Source organism: Paenibacillus sp. J14 (assembly GCF_000518465.1).
GTDB lineage: Bacteria > Bacillota > Bacilli > Paenibacillales > Paenibacillaceae > Fontibacillus > Fontibacillus barengoltzii.
In genome coordinates this window covers 1-16,826 of record NZ_JADQ01000047.1, presented here as the reverse complement: position 1 = coordinate 16,826, position 16,826 = coordinate 1, and the positions used below count along the sequence as shown (strand labels likewise).

Genomic DNA, 16,826 nt, shown 5'->3' with positions numbered 1-16,826 from the left:
CGTCAATTCCAGAAGGCTGCCTAAAGCTTGAGTGCTTAGGCAGCCTTCTTTGTAATTCGGGAACAACCGTCTTACCCGGCATCGGCCGAGTCCGAAATCGGCGGATTGCTGGATTCCGCCTGGGAATACAGCTTGCGGTACTGGCCGGGAGTTAAACCGGTTTCCTTCTTAAACTTGCGGATGAAGTTAGGCGTGTCGAGGTAGCCGACCCGCTGGATAATGTCCTTCAGCGAATCGTTGGTGGACGTCAGATCGTTCATCACCGCCATCATCCGTTTTTGCCAGATGTATTGGACGAAATTGATCCCCATCTGATCTTTGAAGGAGCGGCTGAAATGCGATACTGAAATCGAATATTTGCAGGAGATGGCCTCCAGACTTAACGAGTGATCCATATAATTGCTGTCGATGTAGGCGATAATCCGGTCCATCAGGGAATGCTCTTCCTTGCGTTCGTTATGCAGCGCCAACTCGCAGATCCGCGAAGCGAGGCTGAGGAAATGGCGCTCCAGCTCCTGCAAGGAATTAAACGCATCGGAGCTTGGGATTTCGTAGGTCCAATCGCGGATGTCCATCTCCATTCCCGTCCGCAGAATCGTATTCAAGATGTCAAAGCTGATGCAGCGCTTCATTTCGACGGACAGTTCCGGATTTTGCAGCACTTTCATCGCCTCGCTGATCGTTTGGGCCGCCACTTCGTAGCTGCCTTGCTTTAAGCTCTGGGACAGCTTCAGCAGCTCGTTCTTAGGCACCCAGGACGTTTCGTCCGGCGAATGCGACAGCTTCTCGAAGAAGGTGATGCTGCCATGCCCGGTAAACATCCGTGATTCAAATGCTGAGCAAGCCTCAATAAACGATTGGTTCAGTTGATCAGGATCGTTGTAATACGTGCCTACCCCAATCACAGGGTCAATCCGGAAATGCTCCAGCAGGTTGTCGTGGATACGGTGGACGAGCCGGCGGAACTGGTCGGGCCCGGACCAGGAATCGACCTTGTCAAAGCCAACGATCAGGGCCATTTGCCCGGGTTTAGGCAGCTCCACGCTGTAAAGGCATGCGCTATATTCAGGGATTTCCGCCGCGGCCAGCCGTCCGATCATTTCCTGCCAATCGTGGCTGTTCAGCCGGCTCTTCGCCGCTTCATCCCGGCCGACAATCATGGCGAAATAACGGGCCTTGTTCAGGTTGATCTCCAGCGAGCTTAACAGCTCCGGCATCAGGCTGCGGGCATTTCCGTATTTCAGCAGCATCAATAGAAAATGGTTGCGTGCATACGGCTCCTGCAGGTCGGCGCGCGAGCTGTATTCCTGGAGCGCCGTACGGATGCGGTCCAGCTCGTTGCCGGCTTTGTGCGGTTCGGCGGTCAGTCCGCCGAGCTTCGATTTGGAATCGGCAAACTTGACGAGATCAAGGATGGGATGAAGCTGACGCCGCGCCAAGATCAGTGCTGCCAAGGTTCCGACGACAGTCAGCACAGCCAGCAGCAAAATCATCAAGCTGCGCAGATGCATCACGCTGTCAAGGAACTGTGAGCTCGGCATCAAGGTGACGTAATTCCAGCCGTTGGTCTCTGACTTGGCCGAAACCACGGAATGCGATACCCCGCCCAGTTCAATGCTGTGGATTCCTGTTGAAAGCGAAACTAATTGCTGCAGGTCCGATCCCTCAAGCGGTTGTTCTTGATTGTTTTTGGATGCCATGACACGACCATGGTTATCGAAAATGTAAGAGGATCCTTCATAGTTGCCAAGGATTGTATCGATGAGTCGGGTCAACTCCGATTTTGGGATCAGGTACATTAATGTTCCGTGCGGGTTCGGGTTGTTAGGTGTAATCGGAACGAGATAAGCCAAGACCGAATTCTGTATCGTTCCGTTCTTGTTTAACCTTTCGGTGGAGTGAATGACAGGGAACTTGATGGTATTAAGTTCCTCCACCAGTGTAGAGTCGTCCCAGTTCAAAAAATGATAACGTTCGTGAAACACGTCCAGACTTGTCATCCCGGCGGTGGAATAAATCCTCTCATCGCCATGGAAGTATAAGAACATTTCCCCAATAATCGGACTGGTCGCCTTGTAATTTTTGAGCGCATTGATCGCCTCTAAGCTGTAATACGGATCATGCACGCGATAACGGGCCAGTTGATCGTCATAAGCAACCCGCGAAGCGATATCGCTGAGCTGCTGGACATGGCTGTCCACGATCGTCTTGGCCTGTGTCAACTGGTTCAGATGCGATTGTTCGATTTCGGAGCGGAGATTGCGGACCGCGCTGTTATAGATGAAGACCGATAACAATGCAAGTGGAACCAGCAGCATGAACAAGTAAGACCAGGTGTATTTTTGAAAAAGCTTCGACTTGAAGTAATTCAGCTTCACGTTACGTCTGCCCCCCTCGCCCGCTCTATTTATTTTTTGGATATCAAAAAGTCTGTCTGCATTGAATGTACGTCGATAGACGTTTTTCTTATATAAAACGTAAAGGAGTTTTACGGATAACGCAAGGGAAGAAAGTAGCGGGACGGGGCGGGAATCACATGTTATTTTTGCTTGCTAAGGCTTGTCTCAGGCTTTCTTCGGCGTAAATTGCGGCATGAACCGTAAAAAAATACACATTCCAAGCCATCTGTCGGGACTACCTCTTGTTAATTTTACTTACATGAAATTTACATGAAAAGAGATGAAAATCAATCAATTTGTTAAATTTGCTGCGGCATTTTGTTATCGCAAAGTAAAATGACATATTTACGAAAGCCCGGCGGCCCCATTACACTTCAGAAAAAAAAGGAGGAATCGCCGATGCAGAAAAGCGCACCAACCGCGATCGACACCAGGCCTATACCCCAAATCGCTGCCAAACGAAAACTCAGGACAAAAATCCTCCGGAATTGGCAATTGTACATTTTTATCGCACCTGCATTATTAAGCATTCTGATCTTTAGCTATGTGCCGATGTACGGGATTCAGATCGCTTTTAAAAACTTTATTCCCGTGAACGGAATTTTGGGCAGTCCATGGGTTGGCTTCGATCACTTTGTCCGTTTCTTTAATTCTTATTATTTCTGGGATCTGCTGTGGAACACGCTGGGGATCAGCTTGTACGGGCTGGCGGTCGGGTTCCCGCTCCCGATTATTCTAGCGTTAGCATTTAACGAAGTGAAGGACGGCTTCTTCAAAAGAACGGTTCAGACCGTAACCTATGCACCACACTTTATCTCGATGGTTGTTATGGCGGGGATGATCATTACGTTCCTGACGCCTTCCACAGGGATGATCGTGAACTTGATTGAAGCGTTTGGCATTAAGCCTCCAGATTTCTTGTCCGATCCTCGCTGGTTCAAAACTGTGTATGTGTTGTCTGACGTATGGCAAGGAACCGGCTGGGGCACGATCATTTACTTAGCCGCATTAACCGGGGTTGATCCGGGGCTTCATGAAGCGGCGATTCTGGATGGGGCATCGCGTATGCAGCGGATTCGGTACATCAATATTCCGGCGATTCTGCCCACCATTACAATCCTGATGATTCTGAATATGGGGAGTCTGCTCGGCGTTGGGTTCGAGAAAATCCTGTTGCTGCAAAACCCGCTGAACATGGAATCCTCCGACGTCATCTCGACGTTCGTCTACCGGTCAGGCTTGCTGGATGCGCAGTACAGCTTCTCCACGGCGGTTGGCTTGTTCAACTCGGTTGTTAACGCGATATTACTTGTCACCGTCAATCAGATCGTTCGGCGCGTCAGTGAAAACAGCCTATGGTAGAAGAAAGGAGTGGGACATGTGGTATCGGCAATTAAGGAAACTCGGCGAGATCGTATTTTTCTAGCATGTAACTATCTGTTTTTGTTCCTGGCGCTGGTCATCGTCGCCTATCCGATCATTTACATCATCAGCGCCTCTGTCAGTACCCCGAAATACGTCTCTTCCGGGGAAATGTGGTTATGGCCGATGGGCCTTACCTTTGAAGGATATGAACGGGTGTTCCGGGATCCGCAAATCTGGACCGGCTACGGGAACACCATTCTCTATACCGTTGTAGGTACGCTGGTCAACCTGGCGGTGACCATCCCGGCCGCCTATGCGCTCAGTCGGAAAGATTTTGTTGGGCGGAATCTGTTTATGGGGATTTTTATGGTCACGATGTTCTTCAGCGGTGGTTTGGTACCGACCTATTTGCTCATTAAGGATTTGGGCATGGTCAACACGATGTGGGCTTTAATCCTACCGGGGGCCACCTCCGTTTGGAATTTGATTGTATGCCGGACGTTCTTCCAATCCAATATCCCCAAAGAGCTCCAGGAGGCCGCAGAAATCGATGGATGCAGTAACTTCCGGCTGTTCTTCCAAATTGTGTTGCCTTTGTCGACTTCGATTATTGCAGTAATGGCCTTGTTCTTCGGGGTAGGTCATTGGAACAGCTACTTTTCAGCCATGATTTACTTGAATGATGATGCAAAATATCCGCTTCAGCTTGTACTGCGGCAAATTCTGGTCCTGCAGGAGATGTCGGCGCAGACTGGTTCGATTGATGCTGCTACTGCCACCGCCTTGAATAACCGGGCGGAAGTGGCCGCACTGGTTAAATACGCAGTGATTATTGTAGCGACGCTGCCGGTCATTGTCGTATATCCGTTCCTGCAACGCTATTTTGTGCAAGGTGTCATGATCGGTTCCGTTAAGGGATGATCTTGCCATACATTTAAATATTCAAAAGGAGGATTCATTCATGCAGAAGCTAAAAAGACGTGGAGCGCTAGCTTTAAGCTTGCTCCTGCTGGCCTCGTTGCTGGCAGCCTGCGGTTCGTCCGGCAATTCGGGCAACACGGCAAGTAATTCAGGGAATGGGGCGAACTCGGGAACGAACGCTGCCTCTTCCGAACAAGCGGAAGAAGTGAAGGGCGTTAAGAAAGAGGGATTCCCTATCGTCGATGAGCCGCTTACGCTGACGATGCTGGCTCCGGATGCCGGGATGGCGGATTGGAGCACGATGCCCGTAGTCCAAGAGATGGAAAAGCTGTCGGGGATCAAAGTGGAATTCCAAACGGCTCCTATCGATAGCTTCAGTACGAAGAAAAACCTGGTGTTCGCCAGCGGCGACCTGCCAGATGCGCTGTACGCAGCAGACATTACCCCTGCGGAACAAGTCACCTATGGCAGCCAAGGGATTCTGATTCCTCTGGAGGATCTGATCGACAACTACGCTCCTAACTTGAAGAAGATCCTCGATGAGAACCCAGACATTCGTAAGAACATTACGACGACGGATGGACATATTTATGCCCTGCCGTTCATTGATACCGCAGCAGTATGGTATCGCGGTCCGATGTGGTATAACGGTAAATTCTTGAAGGCGTTAAATGCGGAAGAGCCTAAGACCACGGAAGAGCTCTACACCTATCTGAAACGGGTGAAGGAAGAGGATCCGAACGGGAACGGCAAAGCGGATGAAATCCCGCTCTCGTCCGTAAAACTGGACGACCTGCGGATGTTCTTCTTCGGGTTCTGGGGGATGTATGACACGACCATCTATGCCGATAAGGAAGGCAAAGTGCATTATGCACGACAAGAAGAAGGCTATAAAGAGTATTTGACCTTTATGAACCGCCTGTGGAAGGAAGAACTGCTGGATCACGAGACGTTCTCGCAAACCGATGATCAGAAGAAAGCCAAAGGGAAAAATAACCAGGTTGCTCTGTTCAGCGACTATCATCCATATTTCACGCTCGGCGGGGAGCCAAGTGATGAGCATCCGCTGATGACGCCGGTAGCAAGTGATATTGCAGGTACGCCGGTTTATGGTAAGCATCCGGGCATGTCGGCCAACGGAACCTTCGCGATTACGAAGAGCAACCCGAATCCGGCAGCGACGATGCGTTGGATCGATTATCAATACAGCTATGAAGGCTCCACTTTGTGGACGCAAGGTCCTGAAGGACTGTTGTGGCAGTACAAGGATAAAGAGAACAAAGTGAAGGAATGGTTGCCGGTACCGGATGGCAAAGACCGTGAAGAGTATCGCGGAACGATTACACCAAACTACGGTATTTTGACACCGGGCGTCAACCTGAGCGAATTGACGAATGGCCTCAAGACAGAATTTGACGAATGGATTGAAAAACAAACGCAAGAGAAGCTGGCTCCGATCGGCAAACCGCCGTTCCCGAACGCCTTCCTGACGACCGATGAGCAATCCGAGGTGTCTGCGTTGCTTTCTGACTTGAATACGTATGTAACGCAAATGGAAGCGAAGTTCGTTACGGGCCAAGAATCGCTTGATAACTGGGATAAATACATCAGCCAGCTGAAGAAAATGGGCAGCGATCGCGTTGCCGAAGTATACCAAGCGGCTTATGACCGTTGGAATCAAGCCAGCTAAGCCAATGGCAGATATGGTAGCAAGTTCAAATCAATAAATCTATCGGACCGAGACAAGGAGGCATCCATGAGCGAGAAGGAAATCGCGTATCAGGAGCCGTCGGCCGAGCCGCAGAAGGCGCCCTCCGAGGCGCCTTTTGCAGCTGAACCGGCTGTGGAGCAAGGTGTGCACAATTACAGCAGTGAACAAAACTGGGTGAGACCGGAAGATCCGCTCCTCCTCGAGCGGCTGGAATGGTTCCAGGATCAGAAGCTGGGCCTGATGATGCACTGGGGGCCGTACTCCCAGCTTGGCCTGGTGGAGTCCTGGGCGCTCAGCGATGAGGACGGGGACTGGTCTCGCAACGACATTGACTGGATCGATGACATGGAACGGTTCAAACAAGAATATTTTGATTTGAATCGTACGTTTAATCCGATCCGATTTCAGCCCGAGTTATGGGCCAAAGCGGCAGCGGATGGCGGGTTCAAGTATTTAACGTTTACGACCAAGCATCATGACGGATTTTGCATGTGGGACACCCATACCACCAACTACCGGATCACCGGGCCGGATTGTCCGTTCCATATGCACCGTTATGCGGATATTTGCCGGGTGTTGTTCGATGCGTTCCGTGCCGAAGGATTGGCGATCTCCGCTTATTTCTCCAAAGCGGACTGGCATACGCCGTATTACTGGGCACCGGGCATGGAACGGGGCAGCAGAATGTGGCGCGGACCATCGTATGATCCGAAGCAGTACCCTTGGCTGTGGGAGCAATTCGTTCAGTTTACCCATGCGCAAATCATGGAGCTGATGACGCGGTATGGCCGCATCGATATGTTATGGCTGGACGCCGGGTGGGTAAATGCCCGCCGCAATCAAGACATTCGACTCGGCGAAGTGGTGGAGAAGGCACGGCAAATCCAACCTTGGTTGTTGACCGCGGACCGCACGGTGGGCGGGCCATACGAGAACCTGATCACCCCCGAGCAAACTGTGCCGGAGCGGCCGCTCACCGTTCCTTGGGAGAGCTGCATCACGATGGGGCATTCCTTCTCGTTCAGCTTTAACGACAGCTATAAATCTGTCCGTGAACTGGTGCATCTGCTCGTCGAAATCGTCGCCAAAGGCGGCAATCTGGCGCTTAACGTCGGGCCGCAGCCGGACGGAAGGCTGCCGAAGCCGGCGCTGGAACGGATGAAAGGGTTAGGCGAGTGGCTGAAGGTGTACGGCGAAGCCATTTACGGGACACGGATCTGTGAGCCGTATGCTTCCGGGAACATTTACTTCACTCGCAAGGGAGAGACAAGATACGCCTTGATGCTGGTGCAAGAAGGCGCGGAGATCATTCCGGAGGAAGTGCTTCTGCCGCTTTCCGCTTCCGGCATAAACCGAATTGACCTGGTCTGCGGCGCCGAAGCCTTGGACTTCCGCCCATCTGTGGAGGGAGGCGTGGCGGTGCGCTTACCCGATGCCGCGCGGCAAGGGGAGACGCCGATCGCGATCGTGCTGCGCATCCGCTAGGCAGTCTTGACTTGAATCAGGAAGGGAGAGAGAACAACGGTGAATTACAGCGAGGTGCCTGAACCTTCAATCGAATTTGCACCCAAAACCTATATCTGCAAGCGGGCCGCCGGGCCGCTTGTCCTGGACGGACGGATCGACAAGCCGTTCTGGGATGCTGCGGCATGGACGGACGACTTCGTGGATATCGAAGGCGATGTACGGCCCAAGCCAAGCAAACGGACGCGGGCGAAAATGCTGTGGGATGACGAATATTTCTACGTGGCAGCTGAAATGGAAGAGGACGAAATTTGGGCGACGCTGACGGAACGAGATTCGGTGATTTTCCATGACAACGACTTTGAAATCTTTATCGATCCAGATGGCGACAGCCACCTGTATTATGAATTTGAAATCAACGCCCTGAATACAGTATGGGATTTGCTATTGGTCAAGCCTTACCGGGACGGTGGACCGCCGGTGAACGGCTGGGACATTCATGGGCTGCGCACGGCGGTATATATCGATGGGAAGTTAAACGATCCGACGGCACAGAATCGTCGGTGGAGCGTGGAGGTAGCCCTCCCGTGGGCCGCACTGCGCGAATGTGCGCCGGAGGGGCGTCCGCCGATGCCGGGTGAGTTCTGGCGGGTGAATTTTTCCCGGGTCGAATGGCGTGTCGAGGTGCAAGACGGCCGCTACGTCAAGCAAATCAACCCGGAGACCGGGAAGCCTTACCCCGAGGACAACTGGGTATGGTCTCCGCAAGGCATCATCAACATGCATTATCCCGAGCTGTGGGGGTATGTGGTTTTTGCGGACGAGGGAGCCGATGCGGGTGATGGATCTAAGGCTTTCCCGCTGCCGCAGGACGAATATATCAAATGGGAGCTGCGCCGGTTGTATTATCGCCAGCGAAACTATTATGCCCGTCATGGTCGATTTACGACGGAACTTACAGAGCTCGTAAGTGCGGAAGAAAAGGATGTGCTGCGCATTATTCAGCCGACGGTTGAGGCCGCGAGCAGAAGATTTGAGATTTCCGCGCCAGCATCGGACGGCAAGGGGATCTATTATATCCGGGAAGACGGAAAACTGTGGAAGGAGTGAGCATGGATGAGCGTGGAGACACCGGTGTTTTCGTTAAGTGAACAGGAGCTGGAGCAGATGGAACGCAAGTTTGCGGACATCCGAAAGCTCGCCCAGGGCCGGGAGAAGGAGTTGTTTGGTGTTTTTGACGGCCCGTTAACAGTTGAAGAGGCGTGGGCATTAAAATTTCTGTATGTGCATATGCCGCTAAACGATCTGGCCGATTATGACGGCACGTTTTTCTTAACCCATGTTCGTCAGGCGCTGGCTATCCGTAAGCAGGTACCTTGGGGCGATCGGGTGCCGGACTACCTGTTCTTGCATTTCGTGCTTCCGGTCAGGGTGAACACCGAGAACCTCGAGGATTTCCGTGACGTCATTTATGCGGAACTGGGGCCGCGGACGGCAGGATTATCGATGGCGGAGGCGATTCTCGAGGCGAATTATTGGTGTCATGAAAAAGCGACCTACATCGGCAGCGACTTGCGCACGTTGTCGCCGATCGGAATGATTCGCAACGCACGCGGGCGCTGTGGCGAGGAATCCACGCTGGCGGTTGCGGCGCTGCGCAGCATCGGCATTCCGGCGCGGCAGTGCTACACGCCGCGTTGGGCGCACTGCGACGATAATCACGCTTGGGTCGAGGCTTGGGCAGACGGCAAATGGCATTATATCGGCGCTTGCGAGCCGGAGGCGCGTCTGGACCAAGGTTGGTTCAGCGGTCCGGCACGACGGGCGATGCTGGTGCATACCCGCGTCCCGGCCACCTATACCGGGCCGGAGGAAATTACCGTCAAGAGCGGCCCGTATGCCGAGCTGAACCTGCTGGCGAATTACGCGCCAACCCGGACCATCGCCGTGGAGGTGCGGGAGACGGACGGCACGCCGGCGGTTGGGGCTAAGGTGCAGTTCCAACTGTACAACTATGCCGAGCTCTTCCCGCTGGCTGAGCTGATCACGGATGAGCATGGCGAAGTTCGGTTCACGACCGGTTACGGGGATCTGATCGTTCGGGCCGTGCGTGACGGGGCTTGGGGGCAGCGGAAGATCCGAATCGCGGACGGTGACCGGTTCGAGGTCGTATTAAGCAAAGCGGTTGGAGAGCAGCCGGTTGACAGCGAGGATTTCGAGCTGGTGCCTCCGCCGGAGTTGGACGGTCCGGAGTCTGAACCGCTCCCTGCGGAAAAGTTACAGCGGCATGAAGAACGCGTGGCTGAAGGGGCTGCCCTGCGCCGGGCCTATGAAGAGACGTTCTTGACAGAGGAAGATGCCAAACGACTCGCTGCCCAGCTGGGGCTGCCGGCCGACCGGGTATGGAAAGTGCTGGAGCCTGCTCGCGGTAACGGCCGGGAAATCGCTGCTTTCTTGGAGGAGCGCGTCCCGGAATATGGCGAATGGCCGTTGCTTCTGCTCGAAAGCCTGCGGGAGAAAGATTTAACCGATACGATGCGCGAGACGCTGACTGACCACTTAACCGGATCGTTGCCGTGGAAGGATTCGTACGATCGGGAGCTGTTCGTGACGTACGTGATGTGCCCGCGCGTGTTGTTTGAGATGATCACCCCTTACCGGACAGCGCTGCAGTCTCAATTTACTGAAGCAGAGATCGAAGCTTATCAAGCGGATCCTTCCCGACTTGTTCAGTTCCTGAATGAAGGCTGGAAGGTGCATATGGGGCCGGGGAACCTGCGCGGTAAAGCAGGACCTCTTGGCACATTCCAGCTGCGGATTGCGGATCAAGGCGCGCTGGACATTCTGTTCGTCTCATTATGCCGGAGCCTTGGCATTCCGGCAAGGCTGCACCCGAACGAGTTGAAGCCACAGTATTATGCGGCGGGTATTTGGGTGGATGCAGCAATCGGAAGCGTACCCGAAGAACAGGCTGCGGACGCTGATGTCCGCACCGGCCAGCTGGTGCTTCGGCGCGAAGCGGATGGCGAAACCGACGCACCAAACGCCTCTTATATGGAGAACTTCACGATCGCCCGGTTGGAAAATGGGTTCTATAAAACGCTGCTGTACCCGCACGGCAAATCCGATGTGTACGATACCGCGTTTGACGTTGAGCCGGGCGATTACCGGATTACCTCGGGCGTGCGGCTGAAGGACGGCACTGTGCTAGGACGGCTGACGTACTTCCGGGTGGCAGAGCAAGAGCAGACCGAGGTGACGTTGACCTTCCCAGCCCCATCGCGGCATATCCCGGTGTACGGATCGCCGGATCCCAAGACGCCGCTATGGCAAGTCGATGGGACAGAGACAACGCTGGGGGCACTGTGCCAAGGTCCGCGCGGCGCCATGATCGCTTGGTTGGAGCCGGAGCGGGAGCCATCGAAGCATCTGCTGCGTGAAACAGGAGAACTCGCGGAAACGTTTGACGCTTTGGGAATCCCGGTTGTTTTTGTCCTTGGGCGTGAGGAGGACTCACCGGCTCCTGCCATCCCTGAAGCTGCTGCAGGATTGCCGAATCGCGCGGTGTTTGCCGGCGATCCCGGTCACAGGGCGCTGCGCCGGTTCACGGATGCCGGCATCCAGTTAGGGAGCGGAGGGTTCCCGCACCTATTTGTCCTGGACCCAGAAGGGAACGTCCGTTACGTGCAATCGGGTTATAAGCCGGGAAGCGGCAAGGAAGCACTTCAAATTTTAAGCGATTTGTAACTGTGTATGAGACGACAACTCAGGTTGGCGCGGGCGGCCGCGCCAGCCAAGGGAGGAGCACCAAATGAGCCGGAACTATGTGGTGGCGGGCTACGTTAGCGATCGCCACCTCCCTGAACTGACGAAGGAAGAACTGAAGAAGCTGACCCATATCAACATCGCCTTTGGCCATGTACGTGAAGACCGGATTCAAACGGGACATCTGCAAAACTTAAAATTATTGCCCGAACTCAAACGGGAGAATCCTGACCTGACGATCCTGCTGTCGGTTGGCGGCTGGAGCGCCGGCGGCTTCTCGGAGGCTGCTTCAACGGAAGCCGGGCGGCAAGCCATGGCCGAGTCGGCGGTTCGCGCCGTCACGGAATATGCGCTTGACGGGGTCGACCTGGATTGGGAGTACCCCTGCTATGCCGAGGCGGGGATTGCCGCCAGCCCGGACGACAAGGCGAATTTTACGTTGCTGTTGCGGACGATGAGGGAGGCACTCGATCGGCAAGGCGAACGGGATGGCCGCCACTATTGGCTGACAATTGCTGCCGGAGCAGACCAATATTATATTGACGGTACGGAAATGGCCGAGGTCCAGCGTTACCTCGATTTTGTCCAGCTGATGACGTACGACATGCGCGGCGGTTTCCAGACGTTGACCGGGCATCACACCAACCTGTACACCGGAACCGGGGACCTCTTCCGCATCAGTGTTGACGCCTCGGTGAACCTGTTTGTTCGGGCTGGGGTGCCTAAGGAGAAAATCGTCATCGGCGCAGCGTTTTATTCGCGCATGTGGAAGGATGTACCGAACGTGAACCGCGGGCTGTATCAAATGTCCCCCGGATCGGGCGGGTACGGCCCAGATTTTACGGAATTAGCCGCTGAGTATATCGATCGCAACGGATTTGTCCGTTACTGGGATGAGGAAGCGAAAGCGCCGTATCTGTTCGACGGCCAAACGTTTATCTCCTATGACGATGAAATGTCGATTCGCTATAAATGCGATTACGTCAAAGCACAAGAGCTCGCCGGAGTGATGTTCTGGGAGTATGGCTGCGATCGGACGCACCGGCTGCTTGATGCCCTGTACCAAGGGTTACAATCATCGTAAGGGACAATCCTGAACGTTCCCAGCCCGCAAAAAGCCTCATGCTTCGTGAACCTTGAACCAAAAGGATCGCGAGCAGCATGGGGCTTTTTGTGATGACATCAATCGTTCTAACTTTGCCGGGCCCGTCATAGATATAAATAGGGGTGTTTTTACCCGCAACTGCGGTACAACCTTAGGCCTGAGGATTTTCACAGTTTCCTAGATTCTTTACTGCTAGAGGCTCCTGAGGTCTGCCGATCTTCGCCCAGAATATCATCCAGCCGCTGTACTTCTTCGGAGAGAGCCTGCAAGGAAGCCTCGATGTTGCCCAATTTATCGCCAACGGTTTGCAGCACATATTTGATCAGGATGAAGCAAAGTGTGACAGGAAAGCCAACATTCGCAACCAACGACACAATATCTGCAACCTGCATAATGGGTACCTCCTTGAACTTTTTATTGGGCCCTTCACTATATGGGGAAAAAAAGTTCGTCTTAGTACAACCAAATTCTAGAAAAAATGTTATAATCATTACTACTTATATAATTATGGTTGTATAACCCCCTTGAAAATTTCCCTATACATAGAAGATGAAAATGAAAGGGGGAGGTAGTTTTGAAGGAACAACATACCGTGTACGAGCAATATCGGAAAGAAGTTTATCGTATTGCATGGAGGGTTCAATACAGAGCGAGAGTCGTCAGAAAACGGGAATGTTCATTCAATGGAGTCGAGCCGGCCGTAACCTGCTTCACCTCATCTTCTGATAACAAAATTGTTGTGAGACAGCTGATCAATGCGCTTCCTTCTACGACGGGAAAAACGATCATCTCCAAAATCTATTTACAGGACAAAACGGAGGGGGAAGTCGCCCGCGAGTTGAATATGAGTCAGCAAGGGGTGAACAAATGGAAACGAAAGATGATCAAAGAGTTATCCCGGATGATGAAGAGTTCCTGAGTTTGCTTCAAAAAGCAAGGGATAACGATCCCGATGCGACGTTAAAGTTAATCGAGCTGTTTAAAGGCGATATTGTGCATATAAGCAAGTATATTCATATGTCCGAAGAGGATGCCGTTTCCGACATCATTCTCGAGTTCCTGGAGATGATTAAGAGGCGGGAAGAGAAGTAATGAGTATACCTCAAAAAGTCGGTCAGGAAGTTCACTCCTGATCGACTTTTTATTTTTTTGAGATCTGGTTGTGAATGCGGCATCCGAATTTCCCTTATAGATGAGTGTGCTTAGAAGGGCTTTATCAGAGAAAAGCATTGGGAGAAGGAAGCGTTAAACCGATAGAGTCTCAGACTCATGAAACAGTTCCTGAAATGCTTGCCGCGTGTATTCCCGATCTGTCAGCTTGTTTTGCACCGCAGCTTGCCATGTGGCAGAGCTGGTGGTTAAAGAAGAAAACTGATCAACGCCGTACCAGTGCAGCAGTTCTTCACGCGTTACACGGTAGGCGGCTGAACCTTGGTTGAAAATTACAGCCTCCAGGTTATCGATATAAGCAAAAGCTGCCGTGGCGCTGTATAAATACGCGCGATCGCGATCGGCTTCCGCCATCGGCACCGATAAATCCAGATTCACTTGCACCGTGAACTCATCCGGATCAAGGGCAAAAGAACGAATGGGTCCCAGCGGGAGTGACTGAAAAAGTCCGGATACCTTAGCCGCATTTCCCATGTAAGGCGTCGCGAAAGAGGCTGTACGGGTAATGTCATGGGTTAACGGATTGTTTTGCGCTTCGTTGTAGAGCGCCTCCTGCTGATCTTGGCGGGGAAGTGCCACGCCTTCTACCACACCTAAGCATACGAATCCGGCGATGAGCAGAACGAAAATTCCGATGTTCCAACGTTTGATGCTTTGTCTTGTTGTCATGCTTCCCAATCACCTACTTCATGTTTTGTCAGTAACGAAGCACTGAGCTGGAACGCCAGTGGAATCCAAATCGTGAGAAACGGCTTGGCGTATTGAATGCCCAGTTGTGCAAACTGATACGGACCGCCGATCTTCACTTGATAGCCATACCAGATATTGCTCCCGAACCGGAGGGCGGTAATCGCAAGCAAGGTAATCAAAATGAACAGGCCCCACAGCAGCCACACGATCCGGCTTCGCCGCCGGGCCGCCGCGAGATGTCGAGGAGCTGTTACCTCAAGCGCTCGGCCGCGCCATGCAAAATGCAGCACGAGATATAGGAGGCCAAGAACCAGAACGAAGCCCAGAAGGAAGAAACTTAAGGGTGTGCGTTCGATCAAACGTAATGGTATGGTGAAGATCCACAGAATGATGGCTAAAAACAGCACTTTTTGCATCCATTCCAACCGATAACGGTTGACATAGATCGGCGGGTGTTCGTCAATCAGCCCGTCGATGCGGGTGAAGCTGGACGTTGCCGTCCGGACGGCCTGTTCGTAATCCATCCCGCCCGCCATGAGATCGGCGACTTTGGCTTCCAAATTGCTGATGATTTCCTCTTTCATTTCACGATTGCGCTGAGTCGCCGGATAACCGGCAAATAAACGATCCACGTGGTTATGCAACGAATTCATGATGGGAATCCCTCCTGTTTCTCAATCAGAACGTCGATGATTTCGCGGGACAATTTCCATGCTGCCAAATTGGCTTTGTAAACCTCGACTCCCGCAGGGGTGATATGGTAATATTTGCGCCGACCGCCCAAGCTGCGATCTTCGCCCCAATAGGACTCGATCAACCCCTGGGCCTCCAATCGCTTTAGGCTGGTGTAGAGCGACGGTTCTTTTAATTCGTAACGTCCTTGGCTGATGGAGGAAATGGATTTCATGATCTCATACCCGTAGTTATCTCCCTCCAGCAGCACCCGGAGAATAATGGTATCGATATGGCCGCGGATCAAATCCCGGCTGATGGCGCTGTCGTTCACTATGGTTCACCTCTTTCGGAACAATGTAATACATATTACTATGTGTGTCAAGGTAGTTGGTGTCAGGTTATTGGGTCACGCGATTGCGGCGTAATAGGCAGCTTTATGGATGGTAATCATCAATCTGCTTCGACGTTGCTTAAACATGACATACAGCCGGGAGAACAGATGACCTTTGGCTCGTATCCCCATTTCGCCGATGGAACAGTTCAGCCGATCGTGTGGCGGGTTCTCCAAAATACGGGCGATGAGTTGTTCTTGTTGAGTGAAGAGATATTGGACTGCAAGCGATATCACGGGAAAAGCAAGGACGTCACGTGGCGGGATGCCGTCGACATCACCTGGCGTGATTGCGATTTGCGGCAGTGGTTAAATGAGGAGTTTTTCACTATGGCCTTTAGCCCGGAGGAGCAAGCATTGATCAAGCCGACTTGTTGTACAGATAACGGGGAAGGCTGCCCGGACACGGAGGACAATGTGTTTCTGTTGAGTGTTCCGGAGGTCAAGGCTTTCACCGCAAGCCTTGGCAAGGCCTGGCTGACTACCGTAGGGACGGATTATGCGAAAATGAAGAAGCCTGACGGCTGCAGCCTTTACGTCTATGACAAAGGTGAGCAAGCCAATTATGTGCTGCGAAACGGCCAGAAGCTGGGCTGTTCCTGGTGGTGGCTGCGCACGCAGGGGAATCAACCTTCGCGCGCCCATTTTATCGGCCCGGGAGCCAGCATCCGCAGTTATGCCAACGTCAGTCTGGCACGGGATGGGGTGCGGCCTGCGATTAAGCTGAGTATGTTAAAGTAAACTGGCGTTGGTTTGATCACTGGCGGCTGGCAAAAGGACTTAACGGAACGTACAGCCCTTATTTGGCATGACTGCAGTTGTTTGGAACTTCTAGCTAAGATGAACGTAAACAAAAGACAGCCCTCCAAATTGCTACATCTCGTAGGTTAAAATGGATAGTGTAGTATAAACCAAACCATTTCAGAGCTACATAGCAAAGGAGAGCTGATACTATGCAGTCTACCACAAAATTCGTCGGTTTAGATGTATCCAAAGAAAAAATTTCGGTTGCNATTGCAGATGTGAGCGGGGAAGCTCCACGCTATTACGGAACCATTCCCCACACACCGGCAGCGTTACGCAAGCTTATCAAAGAGCTGGGAGCGGCCGAAACGCTATCGTTTTGCTACGAGGCAGGACCCACAGGTTACGAAACCTATCGCTGGATCA

At 52.7% G+C, this 16,826-nt stretch carries 15 protein-coding genes; 10 read left to right on the top strand and 5 right to left on the bottom strand.

Features of this window, described 5'->3' with window-relative positions; all coding sequences use genetic code 11:
- Positions 1 to 71: 71 nt before the first annotated feature.
- A complete protein-coding gene (locus M891_RS0116700; RefSeq protein ID WP_028539626.1) occupies positions 72 to 2,378 on the bottom strand; it encodes a helix-turn-helix domain-containing protein in 2,307 nt (768 codons plus the stop codon).
- Positions 2,379 to 2,798: 420 nt separating this feature from the next.
- Here M891_RS0116700 and M891_RS0116690 point away from each other — a divergent pair, with 420 nt between their 5' ends.
- The 7 genes from M891_RS0116690 (at position 2,799) to M891_RS0116660 (ending at position 12,709) form a co-directional block, all read left to right on the top strand.
- The gene (locus M891_RS0116690) at positions 2,799 to 3,761 is read left to right on the top strand and encodes an ABC transporter permease (RefSeq protein ID WP_028539625.1); all 963 of its coding nucleotides are present in this window, start codon (positions 2,799 to 2,801) and stop codon (positions 3,759 to 3,761) included.
- A gap of 18 nt (positions 3,762 to 3,779) precedes the next feature.
- Positions 3,780 to 4,685, top strand: coding sequence for a carbohydrate ABC transporter permease (locus M891_RS0116685; RefSeq protein ID WP_016313288.1), 906 nt, complete (start codon positions 3,780 to 3,782; stop codon positions 4,683 to 4,685).
- A 40-nt stretch (positions 4,686 to 4,725) separates the two neighbouring features.
- Entirely contained in the window at positions 4,726 to 6,375 is a 1,650-nt protein-coding gene (locus M891_RS0116680) for an extracellular solute-binding protein (protein ID WP_028539624.1), read from the top strand.
- Positions 6,376 to 6,441: 66 nt separating this feature from the next.
- Positions 6,442 to 7,881: an alpha-L-fucosidase gene (locus M891_RS0116675; protein WP_028539623.1), complete on the top strand. Its 1,440-nt coding sequence runs from the start codon at positions 6,442 to 6,444 to the stop codon at positions 7,879 to 7,881.
- A gap of 39 nt (positions 7,882 to 7,920) precedes the next feature.
- Positions 7,921 to 8,970 (top strand): carbohydrate-binding family 9-like protein, encoded by a 1,050-nt coding sequence (locus M891_RS0116670; RefSeq protein WP_028539622.1) that lies wholly within the window; start codon positions 7,921 to 7,923, stop codon positions 8,968 to 8,970.
- Positions 8,971 to 8,976: 6 nt separating this feature from the next.
- Positions 8,977 to 11,607 (top strand): transglutaminase domain-containing protein, encoded by a 2,631-nt coding sequence (locus M891_RS0116665; RefSeq protein ID WP_028539621.1) that lies wholly within the window; start codon positions 8,977 to 8,979, stop codon positions 11,605 to 11,607.
- A gap of 64 nt (positions 11,608 to 11,671) precedes the next feature.
- The gene (locus M891_RS0116660) at positions 11,672 to 12,709 is read left to right on the top strand and encodes a glycoside hydrolase family 18 protein (protein WP_028539620.1); all 1,038 of its coding nucleotides are present in this window, start codon (positions 11,672 to 11,674) and stop codon (positions 12,707 to 12,709) included.
- Between the two features lie 188 nt (positions 12,710 to 12,897).
- Here M891_RS0116660 and M891_RS0116655 read toward each other — a convergent pair whose 3' ends face one another.
- Positions 12,898 to 13,122 (bottom strand): hypothetical protein, encoded by a 225-nt coding sequence (locus M891_RS0116655; protein WP_016313282.1) that lies wholly within the window; start codon positions 13,120 to 13,122, stop codon positions 12,898 to 12,900.
- Positions 13,123 to 13,304: 182 nt separating this feature from the next.
- On the opposite strand from M891_RS0116655, the gene M891_RS25870 reads away from it, so the two are divergent.
- On the top strand, positions 13,305 to 13,649 hold the full coding sequence (locus tag M891_RS25870) for a DUF1492 domain-containing protein (protein ID WP_009224658.1): 345 nt from the start codon (positions 13,305 to 13,307) through the stop codon (positions 13,647 to 13,649).
- Positions 13,598 to 13,822, top strand: coding sequence for a hypothetical protein (locus tag M891_RS0116645; RefSeq protein ID WP_016313281.1), 225 nt, complete (start codon positions 13,598 to 13,600; stop codon positions 13,820 to 13,822). The genes M891_RS25870 and M891_RS0116645 overlap by 52 nt, the downstream gene beginning before the upstream one ends.
- 153 nt (positions 13,823 to 13,975) lie before the next feature.
- Here the strand turns inward: M891_RS0116645 and M891_RS0116640 are convergent, their stop codons facing one another.
- The 3 genes from M891_RS0116640 to M891_RS0116630 are packed head-to-tail and all read right to left on the bottom strand — an operon-like array spanning position 13,976 to position 15,596.
- Positions 13,976 to 14,569, bottom strand: coding sequence for a DUF4825 domain-containing protein (locus M891_RS0116640; protein WP_028539619.1), 594 nt, complete (start codon positions 14,567 to 14,569; stop codon positions 13,976 to 13,978).
- Entirely contained in the window at positions 14,566 to 15,243 is a 678-nt protein-coding gene (locus M891_RS0116635) for a permease prefix domain 1-containing protein (RefSeq protein WP_028539618.1), read from the bottom strand. The genes M891_RS0116640 and M891_RS0116635 overlap by 4 nt, the downstream gene beginning before the upstream one ends.
- Positions 15,240 to 15,596 (bottom strand): PadR family transcriptional regulator, encoded by a 357-nt coding sequence (locus tag M891_RS0116630; RefSeq protein WP_028539617.1) that lies wholly within the window; start codon positions 15,594 to 15,596, stop codon positions 15,240 to 15,242. Before M891_RS0116630 ends, M891_RS0116635 begins: the two co-directional genes overlap by 4 nt.
- A 105-nt stretch (positions 15,597 to 15,701) precedes the next feature.
- On the opposite strand from M891_RS0116630, the gene M891_RS0116625 reads away from it, so the two are divergent.
- Positions 15,702 to 16,397, top strand: coding sequence for a DUF6273 domain-containing protein (locus M891_RS0116625; RefSeq protein ID WP_036700769.1), 696 nt, complete (start codon positions 15,702 to 15,704; stop codon positions 16,395 to 16,397).
- Positions 16,398 to 16,826: the final 429 nt, after the last annotated feature.